Source organism: Lysobacter soli, assembly GCF_003382285.1.
In the GTDB taxonomy this organism is placed as follows: Bacteria; Pseudomonadota; Gammaproteobacteria; order Xanthomonadales; family Xanthomonadaceae; genus Lysobacter_J; species Lysobacter_J soli.
In genome coordinates this window covers 12,622-30,951 of the sequence record NZ_QTJR01000003.1, presented here as the reverse complement: position 1 = coordinate 30,951, position 18,330 = coordinate 12,622, and the positions used below count along the sequence as shown (strand labels likewise).

The window sequence follows — 18,330 nt, the reverse complement described above, 5'->3', positions numbered from 1 at the left end:
GATGTTGAACCTGCTGCGCCATCTGAAAAAGGAACTTTCGCGGCGCCCGGACAGTGAGCATGGTCAGGCCTTCGTGCGCCTGGCGGTGCTTTCCGTCGTGCTGGTCTACATGCTCGTGCGCGGCGCAACTGGTGCATTGCCGTCGAAGGAATACGTCAACGTCCTGAAGATGGTGGAAACCGGCTTCGTGGTCGGTGCGTTCCTGATCGCCTGGATCCTGTGGCGGCCGCGCAAGTCGCACCTGCGCCGCATCATCGGCATGATCTCCGACTACGGCCTGATGGCCGCGGCGATGATCCACATCGGCGAGCCGCTGGCCTGGGTCTACGTGATCCTGATGTGGGTCACGATCGGCAACGGCCTGCGCTTCGGCAACGGTTACCTCTATGGTGCCGTGGCGATGGCATTCGCCAGTTTCGGCGCGGTGGTCGCGTCCAACGAATACTGGCTCTCCAACCGTGTACTGGGCGTGGGCCTGTTGCTTGGCCTGGTCGCCATTCCCTTGTATCTGTCCGGCCTGCTGCGGGCGCTCACCACTGCGACCGACGAGGCGCGCCGCGCCAACGAAGCCAAGAGCCGCTTCCTGGCGAACATGAGCCACGAGTTCCGCACGCCGCTCAACGGCTTGGCGGGCATGTCGGAGCTGCTGGCGACGACGAAGCTCGACAACGAGCAGCGCGAGTGCCTGAGCACGATCCAGGCATCCACGCGCAGCCTGCTGTCGCTGGTCGAAGACGTGCTGGACATCTCCGCGATCGAAGCGGGCAAGCTGAAGCTCGATCGCGTCGATTTCACCCCGCGCGAGCTGATGGATGCCATCAGCCTGATCCTTCAGCCGCAGGTGCGCGCCAAGCAACTGCAGTACGAGGTCACGATCGGGCGCGACGTGCCCGAGGTCCTGCGCGGCGACGTCGGCCATGTGCGCCAGATCCTGATCAATCTCGCCGGCAACGCGGTGAAGTTCACCGATCAGGGCGCGGTGCGCATGGATGTGGGCGTCGCCGATGCGACCGCTGAACGTGTGCGCCTGCGCTTCGTCGTGACCGATACCGGCATCGGCGTTCCTGCCGCGATGCGCCAGCGTCTGTTCAAGCCTTTCGAACAGGCCGACGTGAGCCTGGCGCGCCGCTATGGCGGCACGGGTCTGGGCACCACCATCGCGAAGGGGCTCGCCGAAGGCATGGGCGGCAGCATCGGCTACGAGCCCGTGGAAGGTGGCGGCAGCCGCTTCTGGGTCGAGCTTCCGTTCGAGCGCGCCGAGATCATTCCGCAGGCCGAAGAGCAGGCGGTGCCGGAGCAGGGGCAGCCCGAGACCGCGCCGAACGTCATCGCCTTCTCCGACCCGTTCCTGCGCCACCGCGCACGGGTGCGCAGCCTGTCGATCATCGTCGCCGACGATCACATCGCCAATCGCATGGTGTTGCAGCGCCTGCTGCAGAAGGCGGGGCATCGCGTGCTCTGCGTCGAAGGTGGCGAGGAAGTGCTCAACGCACTGACCACGTCGGACTACGACGCGGTCATCACCGACCTGCACATGCCCGACGTCAGCGGCCTGGACCTGCTGCGCCAGCTGCGCGTCATGGAAGCTGGCAGTGGTCGACGCACGCCTGTGCTGATCCTCTCCGCCGACGTCACGACCGAGTCGATCCAGGCCTGCGAACAGGCCGGCGCACGGGCGTTCCTGTCCAAGCCCGTGTCGACCACGCGCCTGCTCGACACGCTGGCCGACATCGCCGCGAACCAGCGCGTCGCCACGACGGTGGTCGCACCCGCGCGCAGCGCCGCGGTGGCCACCGACAGCCACTTCGACCCCTCGGTGCTGGACGAACTGGGCGCGCTCGGCATGGGCGCCGGCTTCGAGCGCGAGTTCATCGCGCAGTGCCTGATCGACGCCGAAAAGTGCCTGCAACAGATCGAAGCCTGCGCGCAGCGCGTCGACTGGGAGCGCACACGCGACCAGGCGCACGCGCTCAAGGGCGTGGCGAGCAACCTGGGGTTGATCAAGCTGGCCGCCATCAGCGGCGAATTGATGCGCCTGCCGGACTGGCAGCTGGCGCGCGACTGGTCCTCCCACCTGGCCCGTTTGAGGGAACGTCTGACACAGGGCAGGGCGGCGCTCGAAGCCCGCGAACGGCAGCGTGCCGCGCGCGGCGAAGGCGAGCGCTCCCCCTGATCCCGGGCCGGAGGTTCGGCCCGTTCGTCCCCATGCTGCCTGCCCCGTGATGCCGGTGTTGCCTGCCGGGCCAGAGTGTTCCGGTCAACCGGTTTCCCTGGCAGCCGTCAGGCGGCCGCTTCCGTTCCCGAACGACGCTCCTGTGCCTTCACGATGCGCTCCATCGTCCGCAGCGCCTTGTCGCCCAGCGCAAGCGCCGTGTCGACCCATACCTCGGTGATGCCCATCAGCTCGTCGTAGCCGACCGGCTGGCCGATACCCCGAACGGCGTTCATCGCGAGGTGCGCGTGCGGGGCGCGCTGCTGGCGACGGATCACGTCATTGACGGCGGCTTCGCCTTCGCCCTTCGGCACGAGGATGTCGACCACGCCCATGCGGTGCCATTCCTCGGCCGGCGCGATCGTGCCTTCCAAGATCAGGCGCTCGGCGAGCTGCGGCGTAACGCGCTTGCACAGGAACGAGTACGCGCCCATGCCCGGGAAGAGACCGAACAGCACCTCCGGCAAGCCCATCTCGGCGCCTTCCTCGGCGACGATGGTGTGGCACGACAGTGCGAGCTCCAGGCCGCCGCCCAGCGCATCGCCCTGGATGAGCGCGATGGTGCGCACGTCGCCACCCAGGCCGGTATGGAAGTGGTGCACGCCTTCGACGCAACGACGCGCATAGGCGAGCAGATGTTCGCGATCGTTCGCGCGGATCAGTTGCGAGAACAGTTGCAGGTCGCCGCCGAGGTTGAACGCATGCGGCGCGGAGGATGCGAGCACGACATGGCGAAGGCGCCCGCACTGGCGCTGGTTCTCGCGCAGCGTGATCGAGTTGAGGAAGCTCCACATGTCGTCCATGAGTTCCGTGCGGAAGCACGGACGCGCGCCCTGGGTGTGGTCGTTGTGCATGTACATCCAGTGCGTGTCACCCGCGGGGTCGGATTCGACGCGCAGGGTCGGGTAGGCGCGCGTGCGGTGCAGTTTCTCGATCGTGCTCATGTTGCGGTCCTCGGCATCGCCGCCCGCAGGCAGGGTGTGGGCAGCGAGCGGCAGGGGAGTTTTGCCCACGGGGCGATGCTACACCGCGAAAACTCGACAAAAGAGAAAGCCCCTCCGCGAGGGGAGGGGCTTTCATGAAGCGTCCGACAAACGGGCAGGATGGGTTCAGCGTGCTGCCGGTGCGTCCCGCAGTTCGCGGCGCAGGATCTTGCCGACGTTCGTCTTCGGAAGCTCGGTCCGGAATTCGACGTAGCGCGGATGCTTGTAGCCGGTGAGGTTCTCGCGTGCGTGCGCCTTGACCTGCTCGGCGGTCAGCGCCGGGTCCTTCTTGACGATGACGACCTTGACCGCCTCGCCGGACTTCTCGTCCGGAACGCCGACGGCAGCGACTTCGAGCACGCCCGGCATCATCGCGATGACGTCCTCGACCTCGTTCGGGTACACGTTGAAACCCGACACCAGGATCATGTCCTTCTTGCGGTCGACGATGTAGAAGAAGCCCTTCTCGTCCATGCGCGCCATGTCGCCGGTATGCAGCCAGCCGTCGGCGTCGATCGCCGCGGCGGTGTCTTCCGGCCGCTTCCAGTAGCCCTTCATGATCTGCGGGCCACGCAGGCACAGTTCGCCCACTTCGCCCTGCGGCAGCGCGTTGCCGGCTTCGTCCTTGACGCAGGCGTCGGTGGACGGGATCGGCAGGCCGATGGCGCCGTTGTAGTCGGCCAGGTCCATCGGGTTGATGCACGCCGCCGGCGCCGATTCGGTCAGGCCGTAGGCTTCCACCAACGTCGAGCCGGTGACCTGCTTCCAACGTTCGGCCACCGAGCGCTGCACGGCCATGCCGCCGCCCAGCGTCAAGTGCAAACCGGAGAAGTCCACTTCGTCGAAGCCCGGCGTGTTGAGCAGGCCGTTGAAGAGCGTGTTGACGCCGGTGATGGCGGTGAAACGGGTGCTCTTGAGCTCCTTGACGAACGCCTTCATGTCGCGCGGGTTGGTGATCATGTGGTTCAAGCCGCCGAACTTCATGAAGACCAGGCCGTTCGCCGTCAGCGCGAAGATGTGGTACAGCGGCAGCGCGGTGATGATTACCTCTTCGCCCATGCGCACGTTCGTGCCGACCCACGCGGCCGCCTGCTGCATGTTGGCGACCATGTTGCGGTGGGTGAGCATCGCGCCCTTCGCCACGCCCGTGGTGCCGCCGGTGTACTGCAGGAAGGCGATGTCGTTCGGTTCGATGTCGACCGTCGGCAGCGTGTGCCGCTGGCCCAGCGCCAGTGCGTCGCGGAAGCGGATCGCGCCGGGCAGGTCGTACTCCGGCACCATCTTCTTGACGTACTTCAGGACGAAATTGACGATCGCGCCCTTCGGGAAGCCGAGCATGTCGCCCAGGCCCGTCGTGATCACCTGCTTGACCTGCGTATCGGCGATCACTTCCTGCACGGTGTGCGCGAAGTTGTCGAGCACGAAGATCACGCTCGCGCCCGAATCCACCAGCTGGTGCTTCAGCTCGCGCGCGGTGTACATCGGATTGGTGTTGACCACCGTCAGTCCTGCGCGCAGCACCCCGAACGTGGCGATCGGGTACTGCAGGCAGTTGGGCATCATGATCGCGACGCGATCGCCCTTCTTGAGCTTCAGCTCACCCAGCAGGTACGCGGCGAACTGCGCGCTGAGCTGGTCGATTTCGGCGTAGGTGAGGGTCTTGCCGAGGTTGGCGAACGCAGGGCGGTCGCGGTAATTCTCGATGGCGCTTTCCAGCACGGCGACGACGGACGGAAACTCATCCACATCGATTTCGGCCGGAACCCGCTCGGGGTACTGTGCCAGCCACGGACGTTCGAAACTCATCGCGATCCCCTCTCCATCGCTGTTGATCAGGTCCGTCGGTCGCATTCCATGGATGCTCCACCGTACGGTTTCTCTGGATTGGAGCATGGGGCGCGAGGACTGGCAAGGCGCGGTGCGGCGTGGTTTTGGCGCCGACGCTCCATGGCAGGATGGAGTGGTCGTGCGATGCGAAGGGGAACGATTGGAATGTGGAAGGGACGGGTTTTCTTAGGCGTGGTCGTGGCTGCGTGCCTGGCGCTCCTGACGGTCGCCTGCGGGCGCACTCCGCCGGAGGAGCGCCTGCGGGAAACGATGGGCGAACTGCAGGCCGCGATCGAGCAGAAGGACACCGCGGCGCTGGACGAGGTGCTGGCCGAGGATTTCGTCGGGCCTACCGGGCTGGATCGCAATGGTGCGCGCCGCCTGGCGCAGCTGATGTTCCTTCGCCATGGCGCGATCGGCGCGAACGTGGGGCCGATCTCGATCGACATGACGCCCGGACATGCGACGGCGAAATTCAACGTCGCGCTGACCGGCAGTTCTGGGCAGTTGCTGCCCGATACGGCAAGGCTGTACGACGTCACGACCGGATGGCGCGAGGTCGATGGCCAGTGGCGGATGACGAGCGTGGAGTGGGTCGGGCGGTTGTAGCGTTTGGCTGCGTCTACACGCCGACCAGCCCGAGGCGCGGGCTGATCATTGGAGCGGGCGGCGTCGGCGTCGAAACTCCGCCGACCCTCACCCCAACCCCTCTCCCGATGGGAGAGGGGCTTCAAACAAAGGCGTGGGTTACAACCCCTTCTTGGCTGCCAGCTGGCGCAGCACGTAATGCAGGATTCCGCCGTGGTGGGTAAGGAAGGACGGCTGCGCGGCACTGCCGCGCGTCCTTCTGAACGCCCGCCGCGTGAGCGGCGGGCCGGCTTCCGCCGTTCCGGAGTTACAGCGACTTCTTGGCTGCCAGCTGACGCAGCACGTAATGCAGGATGCCGCCGTGGCGGAAGTACTCGACTTCCTTCGGCGTCAGCAGCATCACCTTTACTTCGAACGAAACCGTGCTGCCGTCCTTGCGCTTGGCAGTGACGGTGGCGCGCTTGGATTCGCCATCCTGCAGGCCGGTGACGCTGAAGGTTTCCGAGCCGTCCAGCCCCAGCGTCTGCGCGTTCTCGCCTTCCTTGAACAGCAGCGGCAGTACGCCCATGCCGACCAGGTTGGAACGGTGGATGCGCTCGAAGCTCTCGGCGATCACGGCCTTGACGCCCAACAGGTTGGTGCCCTTGGCGGCCCAGTCGCGCGAGGAACCGGTGCCGTATTCCTTGCCGGCCAGCACCACCAGCGGCACGCCGTCGGCCTTGTACTTCATCGCCGCGTCGTAGATCGACAGCTTTTCCGGCGCCGCGCCGTCCTTGCCGAAGTACAGCGTGTTGCCGCCTTCCTCGCCGCCGAACATCAGGTTCTTGATGCGGATGTTGGCGAACGTGCCGCGGACCATCACATCGTCGTTGCCGCGACGGCTGCCGTAGCTGTTGAAATCCGCCGGCTGCACGCCGCGCGAGATCAGGAAGCGACCCGCCGGCGAATCCTTCTTGATATTGCCCGCCGGCGAGATGTGGTCGGTGGTGATCGAGTCGCCGAACAGCCCCAGCACGCGCGCGCCATGGATGTCGTCGATCGTGCCGACCTGCATGCTCATGCCGTCGAAATAGGGCGGGTTCTTGATGTAGGTCGAAGCTTCGTCCCACGCGAACGACTCGCCTTCCGGCGAAGCGATCGTGTTCCAGCGCGTGTCGCCCTTGAACACGTCGGCGTAGTTCTGCGCGAACAGCTCCGGCCCGACGGTGGCGGCGATGACGTCGCCGATTTCCTTGTTCGTCGGCCAGATGTCGCGCAGGAACACGTCCTGCCCGTCGGCGCCCTTGCCGAGCGGTTCGCGGCTCAGGTCGATGTCGACCGTGCCGGCGATCGCGTACGCCACCACCAGCGGCGGCGAGGCGAGGTAGTTCATCTTCACTTCGGGATGCACGCGGCCTTCGAAGTTGCGGTTGCCCGACAGCACGGAGGCGACGACGAGGTCGCCCGCGGCGATCCCGGCGCTGACTTCGGTCGGCAGCGGGCCGGAATTGCCGATGCATGTCGTGCAGCCGTAGCCGACCACGAAGAAGCCGAGCTTCTCCAGATCGTCGAGTACGCCGGCCTTGCGCAGGTAATCGGTGACCACGAGCGAGCCCGGCCCGAGCGAGGTCTTCACCCACGGCTTCGCCTTCAGGCCGAGCTTCGCCGCATTGCGCGCGAGCAGGCCCGCGCCCAGCATCACCGCCGGATTGGACGTGTTGGTGCACGAGGTGATCGCGGCGATCACCACCGCGCCGTCCTTCAGCCGCACGTTTTCGTCCTTGATGCGGATGTCGGCCATGCCCTTGTGCAGCGATTCGTTGCCGACCGCCGCCCCGCCGCCTTCGGCAACGAAATTGGCCACGTCGGGAGAGCGCTTGTCGCGACCCGCCGTCAGCGGGCCGAGGTTGTCGCGGTAGTTCTGCTTCACGTCGACCAGCAGCACGCGATCCTGTGGGCGCTTCGGGCCGGCGAGCGAGGGCTTCACGTCGCCCAGGTCGAGTTCGAGCGTCGTCGAGTACGCCGCTTCCGGCGCGCCCGGTTCGTGCCACAGGCCCTGCGCCTTCGCGTAGGCCTCGACCAGCGCGATCTGCGCGTCGCTGCGGCCCGACAGGCGCAGGTAATTGAGCGATTCGGCGTCGATGGGGAAGATGCCGCAGGTCGCGCCGTATTCGGGCGCCATGTTGGCGATCGTCGCGCGATCGGCCAGCGGCAGGTGCTGCAAGCCGTCGCCGAAGAACTCGACGAACTTGCCGACCACGCCCAGCTTGCGCAGCATCTGCGTGACGGTGAGCACCAGGTCGGTCGCGGTCGTGCCTTCCGGCAGCGCGCCGGTGAGCTTGAAGCCGACCACCTGCGGAATCAGCATCGACGAGGGTTGCCCGAGCATCGCCGCTTCGGCCTCGATGCCGCCCACGCCCCAGCCCAGCACGCCGATGCCGTTGATCATCGTCGTGTGGCTGTCGGTGCCGAAGACGGTGTCGGGGAAGGCGAGCTGCTCGCCGTCGACGTCGCGTTCGACCACCACGCGCGCCAGGTTCTCCAGGTTCACCTGGTGGACGATGCCGGTGTTCGGCGGCACGACCTTGAAGTTGTCGAACGCCTTCTGGCCCCAGCGCAGGAAGCTGTAGCGCTCCATGTTGCGCTGGAATTCGATCTTGCCGTTGAGGTCAAGCGCGTCGGGCGTGCCGAACACGTCGACCTGCACGGAATGGTCGATCACCAGTTCGGACGGGATCAGCGGATTGATCTGGCGCGGATTGCCGCCGAGCTTCGTCACCGCATCGCGCATCGCCGCCAGGTCGACCACGCAGGGCACGCCGGTGAAGTCCTGGAGCACCACACGCGCGGGCATGAAGGCGATTTCGGTATCCGGCTCGGCCTTGCAGTCCCACTTCGCGACCGCCTCGATGTGCTCGGGCCCGACCGTCACGCCGCCGTCCTCATGGCGCAACAGATTCTCCAGCAGGATCTTCATGGAATACGGCAGGCGGCCGATATCGAACCGTTCGCCCAGTGCCGGCAGGCTGAAGTAGGTGAGCGAACGTCCGCCCACGTCGAGCGTGCGGCGGGTCTGGAAGGAGTCTTGGGACACGGGGGCCTCCTGGCGGCTGGGCTGAATGGCGAGTCTGGCTCGGAGAGGGGACAAGACCCGGTCGATTATCCGCTGCGCGCGTTAACACGCCGACCGGACGATGGTCTTACATCCTGAACAGGGCTCCTATTGTGCGCTTGCGTTGCCATGTTGAATTGAGTATGGGCGAGAAGGTATGTATCATTCATGCATACCGAATCCGTCGGTACGCAACCATCAAGCCGGGAGGTCGACCGTGGAAGCCATCGTGGCCGAGCGTGGCCAGATCACGCTGCCCAAGGCCGTGCGCGACGCACTGGGCCTGACCAAGGGCACCCATCTGAAGGTGGAACTGGAAGGCGGGCGCATCATCCTGCGCAAGAACGTCGACGATGCGATTTCGCGTGCCCGCGGCCGGTTCAAGCTGCCCGAAGGCGTGACCACCGACGACGTCATGCGCGAACTGCGCGGGCGCGCCCCGGGCGACCCGGTGGACGTCTGACGCGATGACCACCGCGGCCAGCAACACCATCGCGATCGACACGTCCGTCCTGATCGACCTGCTCGGCGAAGACGCCGGCATGGCCGACGCCGCGGAGCAGTGCGTCCGCGACGCGCTGGCGCAGGGCCCGGTCGTGCTGTGCGACGTGGTGGTCAGCGAGATCACCGCCGGCCTCGGCCACGGCACCGACATCATGGACGTCGTCGAGGAGATGGGCATGCGCTACCTGCCCGTGGAGCGCCGCTCGGCGATCCGCGCCGGCGAGATGCAGCGCCGCTTCAACCAGCGTCGCGCCGCGGGGCAGGGCAGCCCGCTCTCGCCGCGAACCGTCCCTGACTTCATCGTCGGCGCCCATGCGCTGCTGCAGTGCGCCGGCCTCATCACCCGCGATGCCGGGTTTTTCCGCGACTACTTCAAGGGCCTGAAGATCATCGTGCCCAAGACGTTGGCGGGCACGCCGGCCGCTTGAACCAAACACTCGAACTGACGCTTTTCCTGGAGAGAACCATGTTGGAAGCCTATCGCCACCACGTTGCCGAGCGCGCCGCGCTGGGCATCCCCCCGCTGCCGCTCACCGCGCAGCAGACCGCCGACGTCATCGAACTGCTGAAGGCACCGCCGGCGGGCGAGGAAGGCTTCCTGCTCGACCTCATCACGAACCGCGTGCCGGCCGGCGTGGACGATGCCGCGAAGGTGAAGGCGTCCTACCTCGCTGCCGTCGCCTTCGGCACCGAGAAGAACGCGCTGATCTCGCGCGCCCGCGCCACCGAGCTGCTGGGCACGATGCTCGGCGGCTACAACATCCACCCGCTGGTGGAACTGCTGGACGACGCCGAGGTCGGCACCGTCGCAGCCAACGCGCTCAAGCACACGCTGCTGATGTTCGACGCGTTCCACGACGTGCAGGAAAAGGCCGAGAAGGGCAACGCCAACGCCAAGGCCGTGCTGCAGAGCTGGGCCGACGCCGAGTGGTTCACCAGCCGTCCGGAAGTGCCGGAGTCGATGACCATCACGGTGTTCAAGGTGACCGGCGAGACCAACACCGACGACCTGTCGCCGGCCCCCGACGCGACCACGCGCCCGGACATCCCGCTGCACGCGCTGGCGATGCTGAAGAACAAGCGCGACGGCATCGAGCCGGAAGAAGACGGCAAGCGGGGCCCGGTCGCCTTCATCGAATCGCTGAAGGCCAAGGGCTACCTGGTCGCCTACGTCGGCGACGTCGTCGGCACCGGTTCCAGCCGCAAGTCCGCCACCAACTCGGTGCTGTGGTTCACCGGCGAGGACATCCCCTTCATCCCGAACAAGCGCTTCGGCGGCGTGTGCCTGGGTTCGAAGATCGCGCCGATCTTCTACAACACCATGGAAGACGCCGGCGCGCTGCCGATCGAACTCGACGTGTCGCAGATGCACATGGGCGACGTGGTCGAGCTGCGTCCGTACGAGGGCCGTGCGCTGAAGAACGGTGAAGTCATCGCCGAGTTCTCGGTGAAGTCGGACGTGCTGTTCGACGAAGTCCGCGCCGGCGGCCGCATCCCGCTGATCGTCGGCCGCGGCCTGACCGCCAAGGCGCGCGAAGCGCTGGGCTTGGCGCCGTCGACGCTGTTCCGCCTTCCGCAGAACCCCGCCGACACCGGCAAGGGCTACTCGCTGGCGCAGAAGATGGTCGGTCGCGCCTGCGGCCTGCCCGAAGTTAACGGTACGCAGCAAGGCATCCGCCCGGGCACGTACTGCGAGCCGAAGATGACCTCGGTCGGTTCACAGGACACCACCGGCCCGATGACCCGCGACGAGCTGAAGGACCTGGCGTGCCTGGGCTTCTCGGCCGACCTGGTCATGCAGTCGTTCTGCCACACCGCCGCCTACCCGAAGCCGGTGGACGTGAAGACGCACCACGAGCTGCCCGCCTTCATCAGCAACCGTGGCGGCATCGCGCTGCGCCCGGGCGACGGCGTGATCCACAGCTGGCTCAACCGCATGCTGCTGCCCGACACCGTCGGCACCGGCGGCGACTCGCACACGCGCTTCCCGGTGGGCATCTCGTTCCCGGCCGGCTCGGGCCTGGTCGCGTTCGCGGCGGCCACCGGCGTCATGCCGCTGGACATGCCGGAATCGGTGCTGGTGCGCTTCAAGGGTGAGATGCAGCCGGGCGTCACGCTGCGCGACCTGGTCAACGCGATCCCGCTGGCCGCGATCAAGCAGGGCCTGCTCACCGTCGCCAAGCAGGGCAAGAAGAACATCTTCTCCGGCCGCATCCTCGAAATCGAAGGCCTGCCGCACCTGAAGGTCGAACAGGCGTTCGAGCTGTCCGACGCCTCGGCCGAGCGTTCGGCCGCCGGCTGCACGGTGAAGCTAGACAAGGAGCCGATCATCGAATACCTCACCAGCAACATCACGCTGCTGAAGTGGATGATCGCCGAGGGCTACGCCGATCCGCGCTCGCTGGCCCGCCGCATCAAGGCGATGGAAGCGTGGCTGGCCAACCCCCAGCTGCTGGAAGGCGACGCCGATGCCGAGTACGCCGCGGTCATCGAGATCGACCTGAACCAGATCGTCGAGCCGATCCTCGCCTGCCCGAACGATCCGGACGACGTGAAGACGCTGTCCGACGTCGCGGGCGCGAAGATCGACGAAGTGTTCATCGGTTCGTGCATGACCAACATCGGCCACTTCCGCGCCGCCGCGAAGCTGCTGGAAGGCAAGCGCGACATCCCGACGCGCCTATGGGTCGCCCCGCCGACCAAGATGGACGCCTCCGAGCTGACGAAGGAAGGCCACTACGGCACCTTCGGCACGGCCGGCGCGCGCATGGAAATGCCGGGCTGCTCGCTGTGCATGGGCAACCAGGCGCAGGCGCGCGAGGGCGCGACGGTGTTCTCCACCTCGACCCGCAACTTCCCGAACCGCCTGGGCCGCAACACCAACGTGTACCTGGGTTCGGCCGAGCTGGCCGCCATCTGCTCGCGCCTGGGCCGCATCCCGACGCGCGAGGAATACATGGCCGACATCGGCGTGATCAATGCGAAGGGCGCCGAGATCTACCGCTACATGAACTTCGACCAGATCGAGGATTACCGCCAGGTAGCGGAGACGGTCGCGGCCTGATCGGCGACGGCTTCATGCGACAAACGAAAAACCCCGGCTTCGGCCGGGGTTTTTGTTCTGGCATTGGGTAGCCGGCGGAAGCGGCGAATGACGCACCGCGCAACAACCTGCGCCCGGCGTCGCAGTCCGCGAACAAACCGCGACTTCTGGCCGCCGGTTCCGATCCACTGCGTGACAACAGTCAAGGACTTGCGTCCTGTGCCGCTATCTCATAGGCGGCACGCAGGGGGAAGCGACATGAGAACGGACAAGCCGGCCCGGTCAGACCGGGTGGAGCAGGCAATGCGCTGGACGATACTCGCGGCATTGGGGGCCGCGGTCTGGTGGGCGGTGGCGGCGGGCGCGGTCACGGGCTGACCGGGAACGCACATCGCGATCAGCGCACCGCCGGGGATATCAGCCTTCCAGGTGGTCCCGAACGGCGGCCAGCAGGTCGCGGCGACGCAGCAGGAAATCCCAGAGGCTGCCGCCGCACTGGCGCCAGAGCACGGCCGATCGCACGGCCGCGAGAAGGATCGCGCGCACTTCCGACACCACGTTCGCCTGGCCCAAGTAGTGCGGGTTGCCCTGCACGAGCACGCGCGGACGCAGGTGGCTGAGCGTTTCGGCGTAGAGCGAACCCAGCGCCGCCATCACGTCCGGATGCGTGCTTCCCATGCGCTCGGCATTGCCGGCCTGCGCGCGGATGCCCGACTGCACGCGGCGGCCCATGTCGTCGTCGCGCACGAAACGGCGTTCCAGCTGCATCACCGCCAGCACCAGCCGGGGCAGCTGTTCGTCGCGTTGCGAGCTGCCGAAGTAGTCGCGCAACAACGTCAGGCCCGGGCGCAGCGCCTCGACGTCGCCGTAGACGGCCCTCGGCGAGGGCGCATCGATGCGGAACACCGAATCCATCGCGGTGGTGAGGATGGCGGCGTTGGCCTGTCCGGTGTCCGCCACGCGACGTACCTGGGCCAGGGCCTGCACGAGGCCGGCGAGGGCGAGGACGCGCGTGGACATCGACGTGTTCTGGGTCATGCAGCTCGAGCCTTCAATCGTTCTTCCAGGGGCGCGTCAGTGGCGGCGATCACCGCGCCGCCCAGGCAGACATCGCCGTCGTAAAGCACCAGGGATTGTCCGGGCGTGACCGCGCGCTGCGCGCGGGCGAACCGCACCGACAGCGTGCCGTCATCGCGGACATCGACCTCGCAGGCTTCGTCGGCCTGCCGGTAGCGCGTCTGCGCCGTGCACTCGAACCGCTTCGCCGGCGGGCTGCCCGCGATCCAGTGCGCCGCTTCCGACCACAGCGCCTGCGAATGCAGCCACGGGCTATCGCTGCCCTGGTCGACGTACAGCACGTTCTCGCCGACGTCCTTGCCTACTACGTACCACGGCGCCGCTTCGAAGCCGCGAACACCGCCGATGTTCAGTCCTTCGCGCTGGCCCAGCGTGAAATAGAACACGCCCGGATGCCGCCCGATGACCTGGCCGTCGGGCGTACGCATCTCGCCTTCGCGCGCGGGCAGGTAGCGGCCGAGGAACTCGCGGAAGTCGCGCTCGCCGATGAAGCAGATGCCGGTGGAATCCTTCTTCGCCGCCGTCGGCAGGCCGGCGTCGAGCGCCATCTGGCGCACGTCGCGCTTGAGCAGCCGGCCGAGCGGGAACTTCGTCGCCGACAGCTGCGCCTGCCCGAGCTGGTGCAGGAAGTAGCTCTGGTCCTTGCTCCTATCCACTGCACGCAGCAGCAGATGACGGCCGTCGCGCGCCTCGACGCGGGCGTAATGCCCGGTCGCGATGAACTCCGCGCCCAGCGCGCGCGCCGCGTCGAGGAAATGCTTGAACTTGATCTCGCGGTTGCACAGCACGTCCGGGTTCGGCGTGCGGCCCGCGGCGTATTCGGCGAGGAAGTGCTCGAACACACCCTTCCAGTATTCGCCGGAGAAATCGCGGAAATGGATCGGAATGCCGAGCCGGCCGCTCACTGCGACGGCGTCGCGGCGATCGTCCTCGGCGCGGCAGTCGCCGGAACCATCGTCGTCCCAGTTCTGCATGAACAAGCCGGCGATCGGCTCGTCCTCGTCGCGCAGGCGCAGCGCGGCAACGGAGGAATCGACGCCTCCGGACATGCCGACTACCGTACGGACTGCAGTGCGCGGTGCCGTGCTCATGCGATGTGCTGCGTGATGTCCAGGGAATGCCGCTTGCCGCCGAGGAAGTCGGCCGCGACGCGCCAGACCAGCGGACTGCGGTGGCGTTCGTGCGCGGCCTGCAGTTCGCTCGGCGTCATCCACACGGCGCGCACGATGCCCTCATCGAGCGTTCGTGAAGGATCGTGCGCCACCGGCTCGGCGGCGAAGGCGAAACGCAGGTAATGGCGGCCGCCGCTTCCGTCCGGATTGACCGGCGCCTTCCACTGGTACGCCCCGACGAAGGCGGTCAGGCGCACGTCCCAGCCGGTTTCCTCGCGCGTTTCGCGCAGCGCGGCTTCGATCAGCGTCTCGTCCGGCTCCAGGTGTCCGGCCGGCTGGTTCAGGACGAGCCTCCCACCCACCGTCTCCTCGACCATCAGCAGCCGGCCGCCATCGACCACCACCGTGGCCACGGTGACGTCGGGCTGCCAGAACCGGCCTTGACGGTAGGTCATCAGAACTCGTCCTTGCCGGTCAGCTCGTTTTCCATCTGGTCTGCGGTGCGCAGGACGAAGTCGAGCGCGTCGGACAGATCGGCCTGGCTCGCGTCGGAGGCCAGCTTCACCACGAATACCGCCATGTCGCCCTGTTTGACCCACGCGCCGAGCTTGCTGGCGTGGCTGTCCTCGAGCAGCTTGTTGGCGACTTCCGCCGGAAACTGCGTGCCGCTCGCGCGATACGCCGGCGCCCAGACCTCGCGCACCTTCATGTCGCCGAAACTTTCGACGGCGGAGATCACGAACGCCAGCTGCGAGCGGCCGTTGTCCATGTCGAAGGCGAGCTTGTAGTCGCCGTCGTCGTCGACTTCGTACTGATACTTCAGGGCGTCGAGCTGCCGCGCGATGGCCGGATCGGCGGAACGGTCCGTTTCACGCGTGGACGTCGTGTCGGCGGCGAAGGCGGTCATCGAAACCGACAGCGACGCCAGGGCGGCGGCGAGGGCGTGAAATCGCATGTAACGGTCCTTGGCGTGGAAGAGGGTGCGAGCGATCGACGACCGCAGGAATCAGGGCATTGTGCCGGCCGCCGGGCTCGGGCGTCCACGCGGGCGGGCGATGCGGCATTCCAGCGCGGCCTATAATCCCGCCCATGGCCAAACAGACCGAACACGAGCACCAGCACGGCGTACTGGTGGAGACGGGGAAGCCGGAAATCGCCCGGCCACCGCTGTATTCCGTCCTGCTGCTGAACGACGATTACACGCCGATGGACTTCGTCGTCGAGGTTCTCATGCGTTTTTTCGCGATGAACGCCGAAAAGGCGACCCAGATCATGCTGCACGTGCATACCCGGGGGCGTGGCGTCTGCGGCGTTTTCACCCGCGAGGTCGCAGAATCGAAAGTGGCGCAGGTGAACGAATTTTCAAGACTCAACCAACATCCCTTGCTGTGCACGATGGAAAAGGCCTAAAAGTCCTGCTCAGTACGTCCTGAGCGATAAGGGCGGAACCCGCGGGGTCCACCCCGGATCCCGAAGCCTGGCGAGCATGGAATTCCCCATGTGCGTCCCCATCTAGGACGGCAGTAGCTTTCCGGAGGCTTACGCCACCATGTTCAGCAAGGATCTCGAATACAGCATCGGCCAGTGCTACAAGCGCGCCCGCGAGGCGCGTCACGAGTACATGACGGTCGAACACCTGCTGTTGGCGCTGCTCGACAACCCATCGGCCGAAGCCGTGCTCAAGGCATGCGGCGTGGATTTCCAGCGCCTGCGCACCGACCTGGAGCAGGCCATCGCCACCTCGGTGTCGGTGTTGCCCGAGGACGTCGACCGCGACACGCAGCCCACGCTGGGCTTCCAGCGAGTGCTGCAGCGCGCGGTCTACCACGTGCAGTCCAGCGGCAAGAAGGAGGTCACCGGCGCGAACGTGCTGGTGGCGATCTTCGGCGAGAAGGACAGCCACGCGGTCTACTTCCTCAACCAGCAGGACGTCGCCCGCCTGGACGTGGTCAATTACATCTCGCATGGCATCGCCAAGCACGGCGGCCAGGAACCCACGCGCTCCTCGCAGGAAGACGGCGAATCGCAGTCGGGCGAAGGCGGCGAGGGCGAAGGCAAGGGCGACGCCCTGGCGGAGTTCGCGGTGAACCTCAACCAGCTCGCGCGCGACGGCAAGATCGACCCGCTGGTCGGTCGCGCCGACGAAGTGGAGCGCACCATCCAGGTGCTGTGCCGCCGCCGCAAGAACAATCCGCTGTACGTTGGCGAGGCCGGCGTCGGCAAAACGGCGATCGCCGAAGGCCTGGCCAAGCGCATCGTCGACGGCGACGTGCCCGACGTGCTGATGGACGCCACCATCTATTCGCTCGACCTGGGCGCGCTGGTGGCCGGTACCAAGTACCGGGGCGACTTCGAGAAGCGCCTGAAGGCGGTCCTGACGCAGCTGAAGAAGCTGCCCGAGGCCGTGCTCTTCATCGACGAGATCCACACCATCATCGGTGCGGGTTCGGCGAGCGGCGGCACGATGGACGCCTCCAACCTCATCAAGCCGGCGCTGGCGTCGGGCGAACTGCGCTGCATCGGCTCGACCACGTTCCAGGAATACCGCGGCATCTTCGAGAAGGACCGCGCCCTGGCGCGTCGCTTCCAGAAGATCGACATCGTCGAGCCGACGGTGGGCGAGGCCTATGAAATCCTGCAAGGCCTGAAGCCGAAGTACGAGGCGCACCATGGCGTGACCTACGCCGATGACGCGCTGCAGGCCGCGGTGGACCTATCGGTGAAGCACATCGGCGACCGCCTGCTGCCCGACAAGGCCATCGACGTCATCGACGAGGCCGGCGCTCGCCAGCGCCTGCTGGCCGATGACGTGCGCAAGTCGCTGATCGACGTCGAGGAGATCGAGACGATCGTCGCCAAGATGGCGCGCATCCCGACCAAGCAGGTCTCGGCGTCCGACAAGGACGTGCTCAAGAACCTCGAGCGCAACCTGAAGATGGTGATCTTCGGCCAGGATCCGGCGATCGATACGCTGACCTCGGCGATCAAGCTCGCGCGATCAGGCCTGGGCAATCCGGACAAGCCGATCGGCAACTTCCTGTTCGCCGGCCCGACCGGCGTGGGCAAGACCGAGGTGACCAAGCAGCTCGCGCTGCAGCTGGGCATCGAACTGGTCCGCTTCGACATGTCCGAGTACATGGAGCCGCACTCGGTCAGCCGCCTGATCGGCGCGCCTCCGGGCTATGTCGGTTTCGACCAGGGCGGCCTGCTGACGGAGAAGATCGTCAAGACGCCGCACTGCGTGCTGCTGCTGGACGAGGTCGAAAAGGCGCATCCGGACATCTTCAACATCCTGTTGCAGGTCATGGATCGCGGCATCCTCACCGACACCAACGGTCGCGAGGCGAACTTCAAGAACGTGATCTTGGTGATGACGACCAATGCCGGTGCCGCGCAAGCCTCGCGCCGGACGATCGGCTTCACGCGCCAGGACCATTCGACCGATGCGATGGAAGTGATCCGCCGCAGCTTCACGCCGGAATTCCGCAACCGCCTCGACGCGGTCGTGCAGTTCCAGGCGCTGGGCTTCGACCACATCCTCCGCGTGGTGGACAAGTTCCTGATCGAGCTGGAGACCCAGTTGCACGAGAAGGACGTGTCGCTGTCGGCCACGCCGACCGCACGCGACTGGCTGGCGCAGCATGGCTTCGATCCGCTCATGGGCGCCCGTCCGATGGCCCGCGTGATCCAGGACAAGATCAAGCGCCCGCTGGCCGACGAACTGCTGTTCGGCAAGCTGGTCAACGGCGGCAAGGTCAGTATCGACGTCAAGGACGACGAGCTGGTCGTCACCGCGCAGGCCGAGCCGGAGAAGCTGTTGCCGGCGACGGTCTGATCGCAGCGGGGCAGTAATGCAAACGCCGGGCGGCTTCGAGTCGCCCGGCGTTTTCTTT

Annotated in this window: 14 protein-coding genes; 7 read left to right on the top strand and 7 right to left on the bottom strand. The window is 66.6% G+C overall.

The window, feature by feature from the left end; translation table 11 throughout:
- Position 1 precedes the first annotated feature (1 nt).
- On the top strand, positions 2-2,173 hold the full coding sequence (locus DX912_RS05665; protein ID WP_115841526.1) for a response regulator: 2,172 nt from the start codon (positions 2-4) through the stop codon (positions 2,171-2,173).
- A gap of 107 nt (positions 2,174-2,280) precedes the next feature.
- On the opposite strand, the gene DX912_RS05660 is transcribed toward DX912_RS05665, so the two are convergent.
- Positions 2,281-3,156: a crotonase/enoyl-CoA hydratase family protein gene (locus tag DX912_RS05660; protein WP_115841802.1), complete on the bottom strand. Its 876-nt coding sequence runs from the start codon at positions 3,154-3,156 to the stop codon at positions 2,281-2,283.
- Between the two features lie 165 nt (positions 3,157-3,321).
- Positions 3,322-5,001 carry a long-chain fatty acid--CoA ligase gene (locus DX912_RS05655; protein WP_115841801.1) on the bottom strand — a complete coding sequence of 560 codons (1,680 nt, stop codon included), beginning with the start codon at positions 4,999-5,001 and terminating at the stop codon, positions 3,322-3,324.
- Positions 5,002-5,220: 219 nt separating this feature from the next.
- On the opposite strand from DX912_RS05655, the gene DX912_RS05650 reads away from it, so the two are divergent.
- The gene (locus tag DX912_RS05650; protein ID WP_233433500.1) at positions 5,221-5,631 is read left to right on the top strand and encodes a nuclear transport factor 2 family protein; all 411 of its coding nucleotides are present in this window, start codon (positions 5,221-5,223) and stop codon (positions 5,629-5,631) included.
- 286 nt (positions 5,632-5,917) lie between these two features.
- Here the strand turns inward: DX912_RS05650 and acnA are convergent, their stop codons facing one another.
- Positions 5,918-8,683 carry an aconitate hydratase AcnA gene (acnA, locus tag DX912_RS05645; RefSeq protein WP_115841524.1) on the bottom strand — a complete coding sequence of 922 codons (2,766 nt, stop codon included), beginning with the start codon at positions 8,681-8,683 and terminating at the stop codon, positions 5,918-5,920.
- A 235-nt stretch (positions 8,684-8,918) separates the two neighbouring features.
- Here acnA and DX912_RS05640 point away from each other — a divergent pair, with 235 nt between their 5' ends.
- The 3 genes from DX912_RS05640 to acnB are packed head-to-tail and all read left to right on the top strand — an operon-like array spanning position 8,919 to position 12,269.
- Positions 8,919-9,164 (top strand): AbrB/MazE/SpoVT family DNA-binding domain-containing protein, encoded by a 246-nt coding sequence (locus tag DX912_RS05640; protein WP_115841523.1) that lies wholly within the window; start codon positions 8,919-8,921, stop codon positions 9,162-9,164.
- A 4-nt stretch (positions 9,165-9,168) separates the two neighbouring features.
- A complete protein-coding gene (locus DX912_RS05635; protein ID WP_115841522.1) occupies positions 9,169-9,633 on the top strand; it encodes a type II toxin-antitoxin system VapC family toxin in 465 nt (154 codons plus the stop codon).
- A 38-nt stretch (positions 9,634-9,671) separates the two neighbouring features.
- Positions 9,672-12,269: a bifunctional aconitate hydratase 2/2-methylisocitrate dehydratase gene (gene acnB / locus DX912_RS05630; protein WP_115841521.1), complete on the top strand. Its 2,598-nt coding sequence runs from the start codon at positions 9,672-9,674 to the stop codon at positions 12,267-12,269.
- Positions 12,270-12,665: 396 nt separating this feature from the next.
- On the opposite strand, the gene hflD is transcribed toward acnB, so the two are convergent.
- The 4 genes from hflD to DX912_RS05610 are packed head-to-tail and all read right to left on the bottom strand — an operon-like array spanning position 12,666 to position 15,392.
- Positions 12,666-13,268, bottom strand: coding sequence for a high frequency lysogenization protein HflD (hflD, locus tag DX912_RS05625; protein ID WP_115841800.1), 603 nt, complete (start codon positions 13,266-13,268; stop codon positions 12,666-12,668).
- 14 nt (positions 13,269-13,282) lie between these two features.
- The gene (mnmA, locus tag DX912_RS05620; protein WP_115841520.1) at positions 13,283-14,416 is read right to left on the bottom strand and encodes a tRNA 2-thiouridine(34) synthase MnmA; all 1,134 of its coding nucleotides are present in this window, start codon (positions 14,414-14,416) and stop codon (positions 13,283-13,285) included.
- Complete coding sequence (locus DX912_RS05615; protein ID WP_115841519.1) at positions 14,413-14,892, bottom strand: NUDIX hydrolase; 480 nt, start codon at positions 14,890-14,892, stop codon at positions 14,413-14,415. Before DX912_RS05615 ends, mnmA begins: the two co-directional genes overlap by 4 nt.
- Positions 14,892-15,392 carry a YbjN domain-containing protein gene (locus DX912_RS05610; protein WP_115841518.1) on the bottom strand — a complete coding sequence of 167 codons (501 nt, stop codon included), beginning with the start codon at positions 15,390-15,392 and terminating at the stop codon, positions 14,892-14,894. Before DX912_RS05610 ends, DX912_RS05615 begins: the two co-directional genes overlap by 1 nt.
- A 134-nt stretch (positions 15,393-15,526) precedes the next feature.
- Here DX912_RS05610 and clpS point away from each other — a divergent pair, with 134 nt between their 5' ends.
- Positions 15,527-15,847: an ATP-dependent Clp protease adapter ClpS gene (gene clpS / locus DX912_RS05605; RefSeq protein WP_115841517.1), complete on the top strand. Its 321-nt coding sequence runs from the start codon at positions 15,527-15,529 to the stop codon at positions 15,845-15,847.
- Between the two features lie 139 nt (positions 15,848-15,986).
- On the top strand, positions 15,987-18,272 hold the full coding sequence (gene clpA, locus DX912_RS05600; RefSeq protein ID WP_115841516.1) for an ATP-dependent Clp protease ATP-binding subunit ClpA: 2,286 nt from the start codon (positions 15,987-15,989) through the stop codon (positions 18,270-18,272).
- Positions 18,273-18,330: the final 58 nt, after the last annotated feature.

What these genes read in the sequence shown, in the direction of transcription:
- DX912_RS05665 (WP_115841526.1), top strand. Translation starts at nt 2, where the DNA reads ATGTTGAACCTGCTGCGCCATCTGAAAAAGGAACTTTCGCGGCGCCCG.
- DX912_RS05660 (WP_115841802.1), bottom strand. Translation starts at nt 3,156, where the DNA reads ATGAGCACGATCGAGAAACTGCACCGCACGCGCGCCTACCCGACCCTG.
- DX912_RS05655 (WP_115841801.1), bottom strand. Translation starts at nt 5,001, where the DNA reads ATGAGTTTCGAACGTCCGTGGCTGGCACAGTACCCCGAGCGGGTTCCG.
- DX912_RS05635 (WP_115841522.1), top strand. Translation starts at nt 9,169, where the DNA reads ATGACCACCGCGGCCAGCAACACCATCGCGATCGACACGTCCGTCCTG.
- acnB (WP_115841521.1), top strand. Translation starts at nt 9,672, where the DNA reads ATGTTGGAAGCCTATCGCCACCACGTTGCCGAGCGCGCCGCGCTGGGC.
- hflD (WP_115841800.1), bottom strand. Translation starts at nt 13,268, where the DNA reads ATGTCCACGCGCGTCCTCGCCCTCGCCGGCCTCGTGCAGGCCCTGGCC.
- mnmA (WP_115841520.1), bottom strand. Translation starts at nt 14,416, where the DNA reads ATGAGCACGGCACCGCGCACTGCAGTCCGTACGGTAGTCGGCATGTCC.
- DX912_RS05615 (WP_115841519.1), bottom strand. Translation starts at nt 14,892, where the DNA reads ATGACCTACCGTCAAGGCCGGTTCTGGCAGCCCGACGTCACCGTGGCC.
- DX912_RS05610 (WP_115841518.1), bottom strand. Translation starts at nt 15,392, where the DNA reads ATGCGATTTCACGCCCTCGCCGCCGCCCTGGCGTCGCTGTCGGTTTCG.
- clpS (WP_115841517.1), top strand. Translation starts at nt 15,527, where the DNA reads ATGGCCAAACAGACCGAACACGAGCACCAGCACGGCGTACTGGTGGAG.
- clpA (WP_115841516.1), top strand. Translation starts at nt 15,987, where the DNA reads ATGTTCAGCAAGGATCTCGAATACAGCATCGGCCAGTGCTACAAGCGC.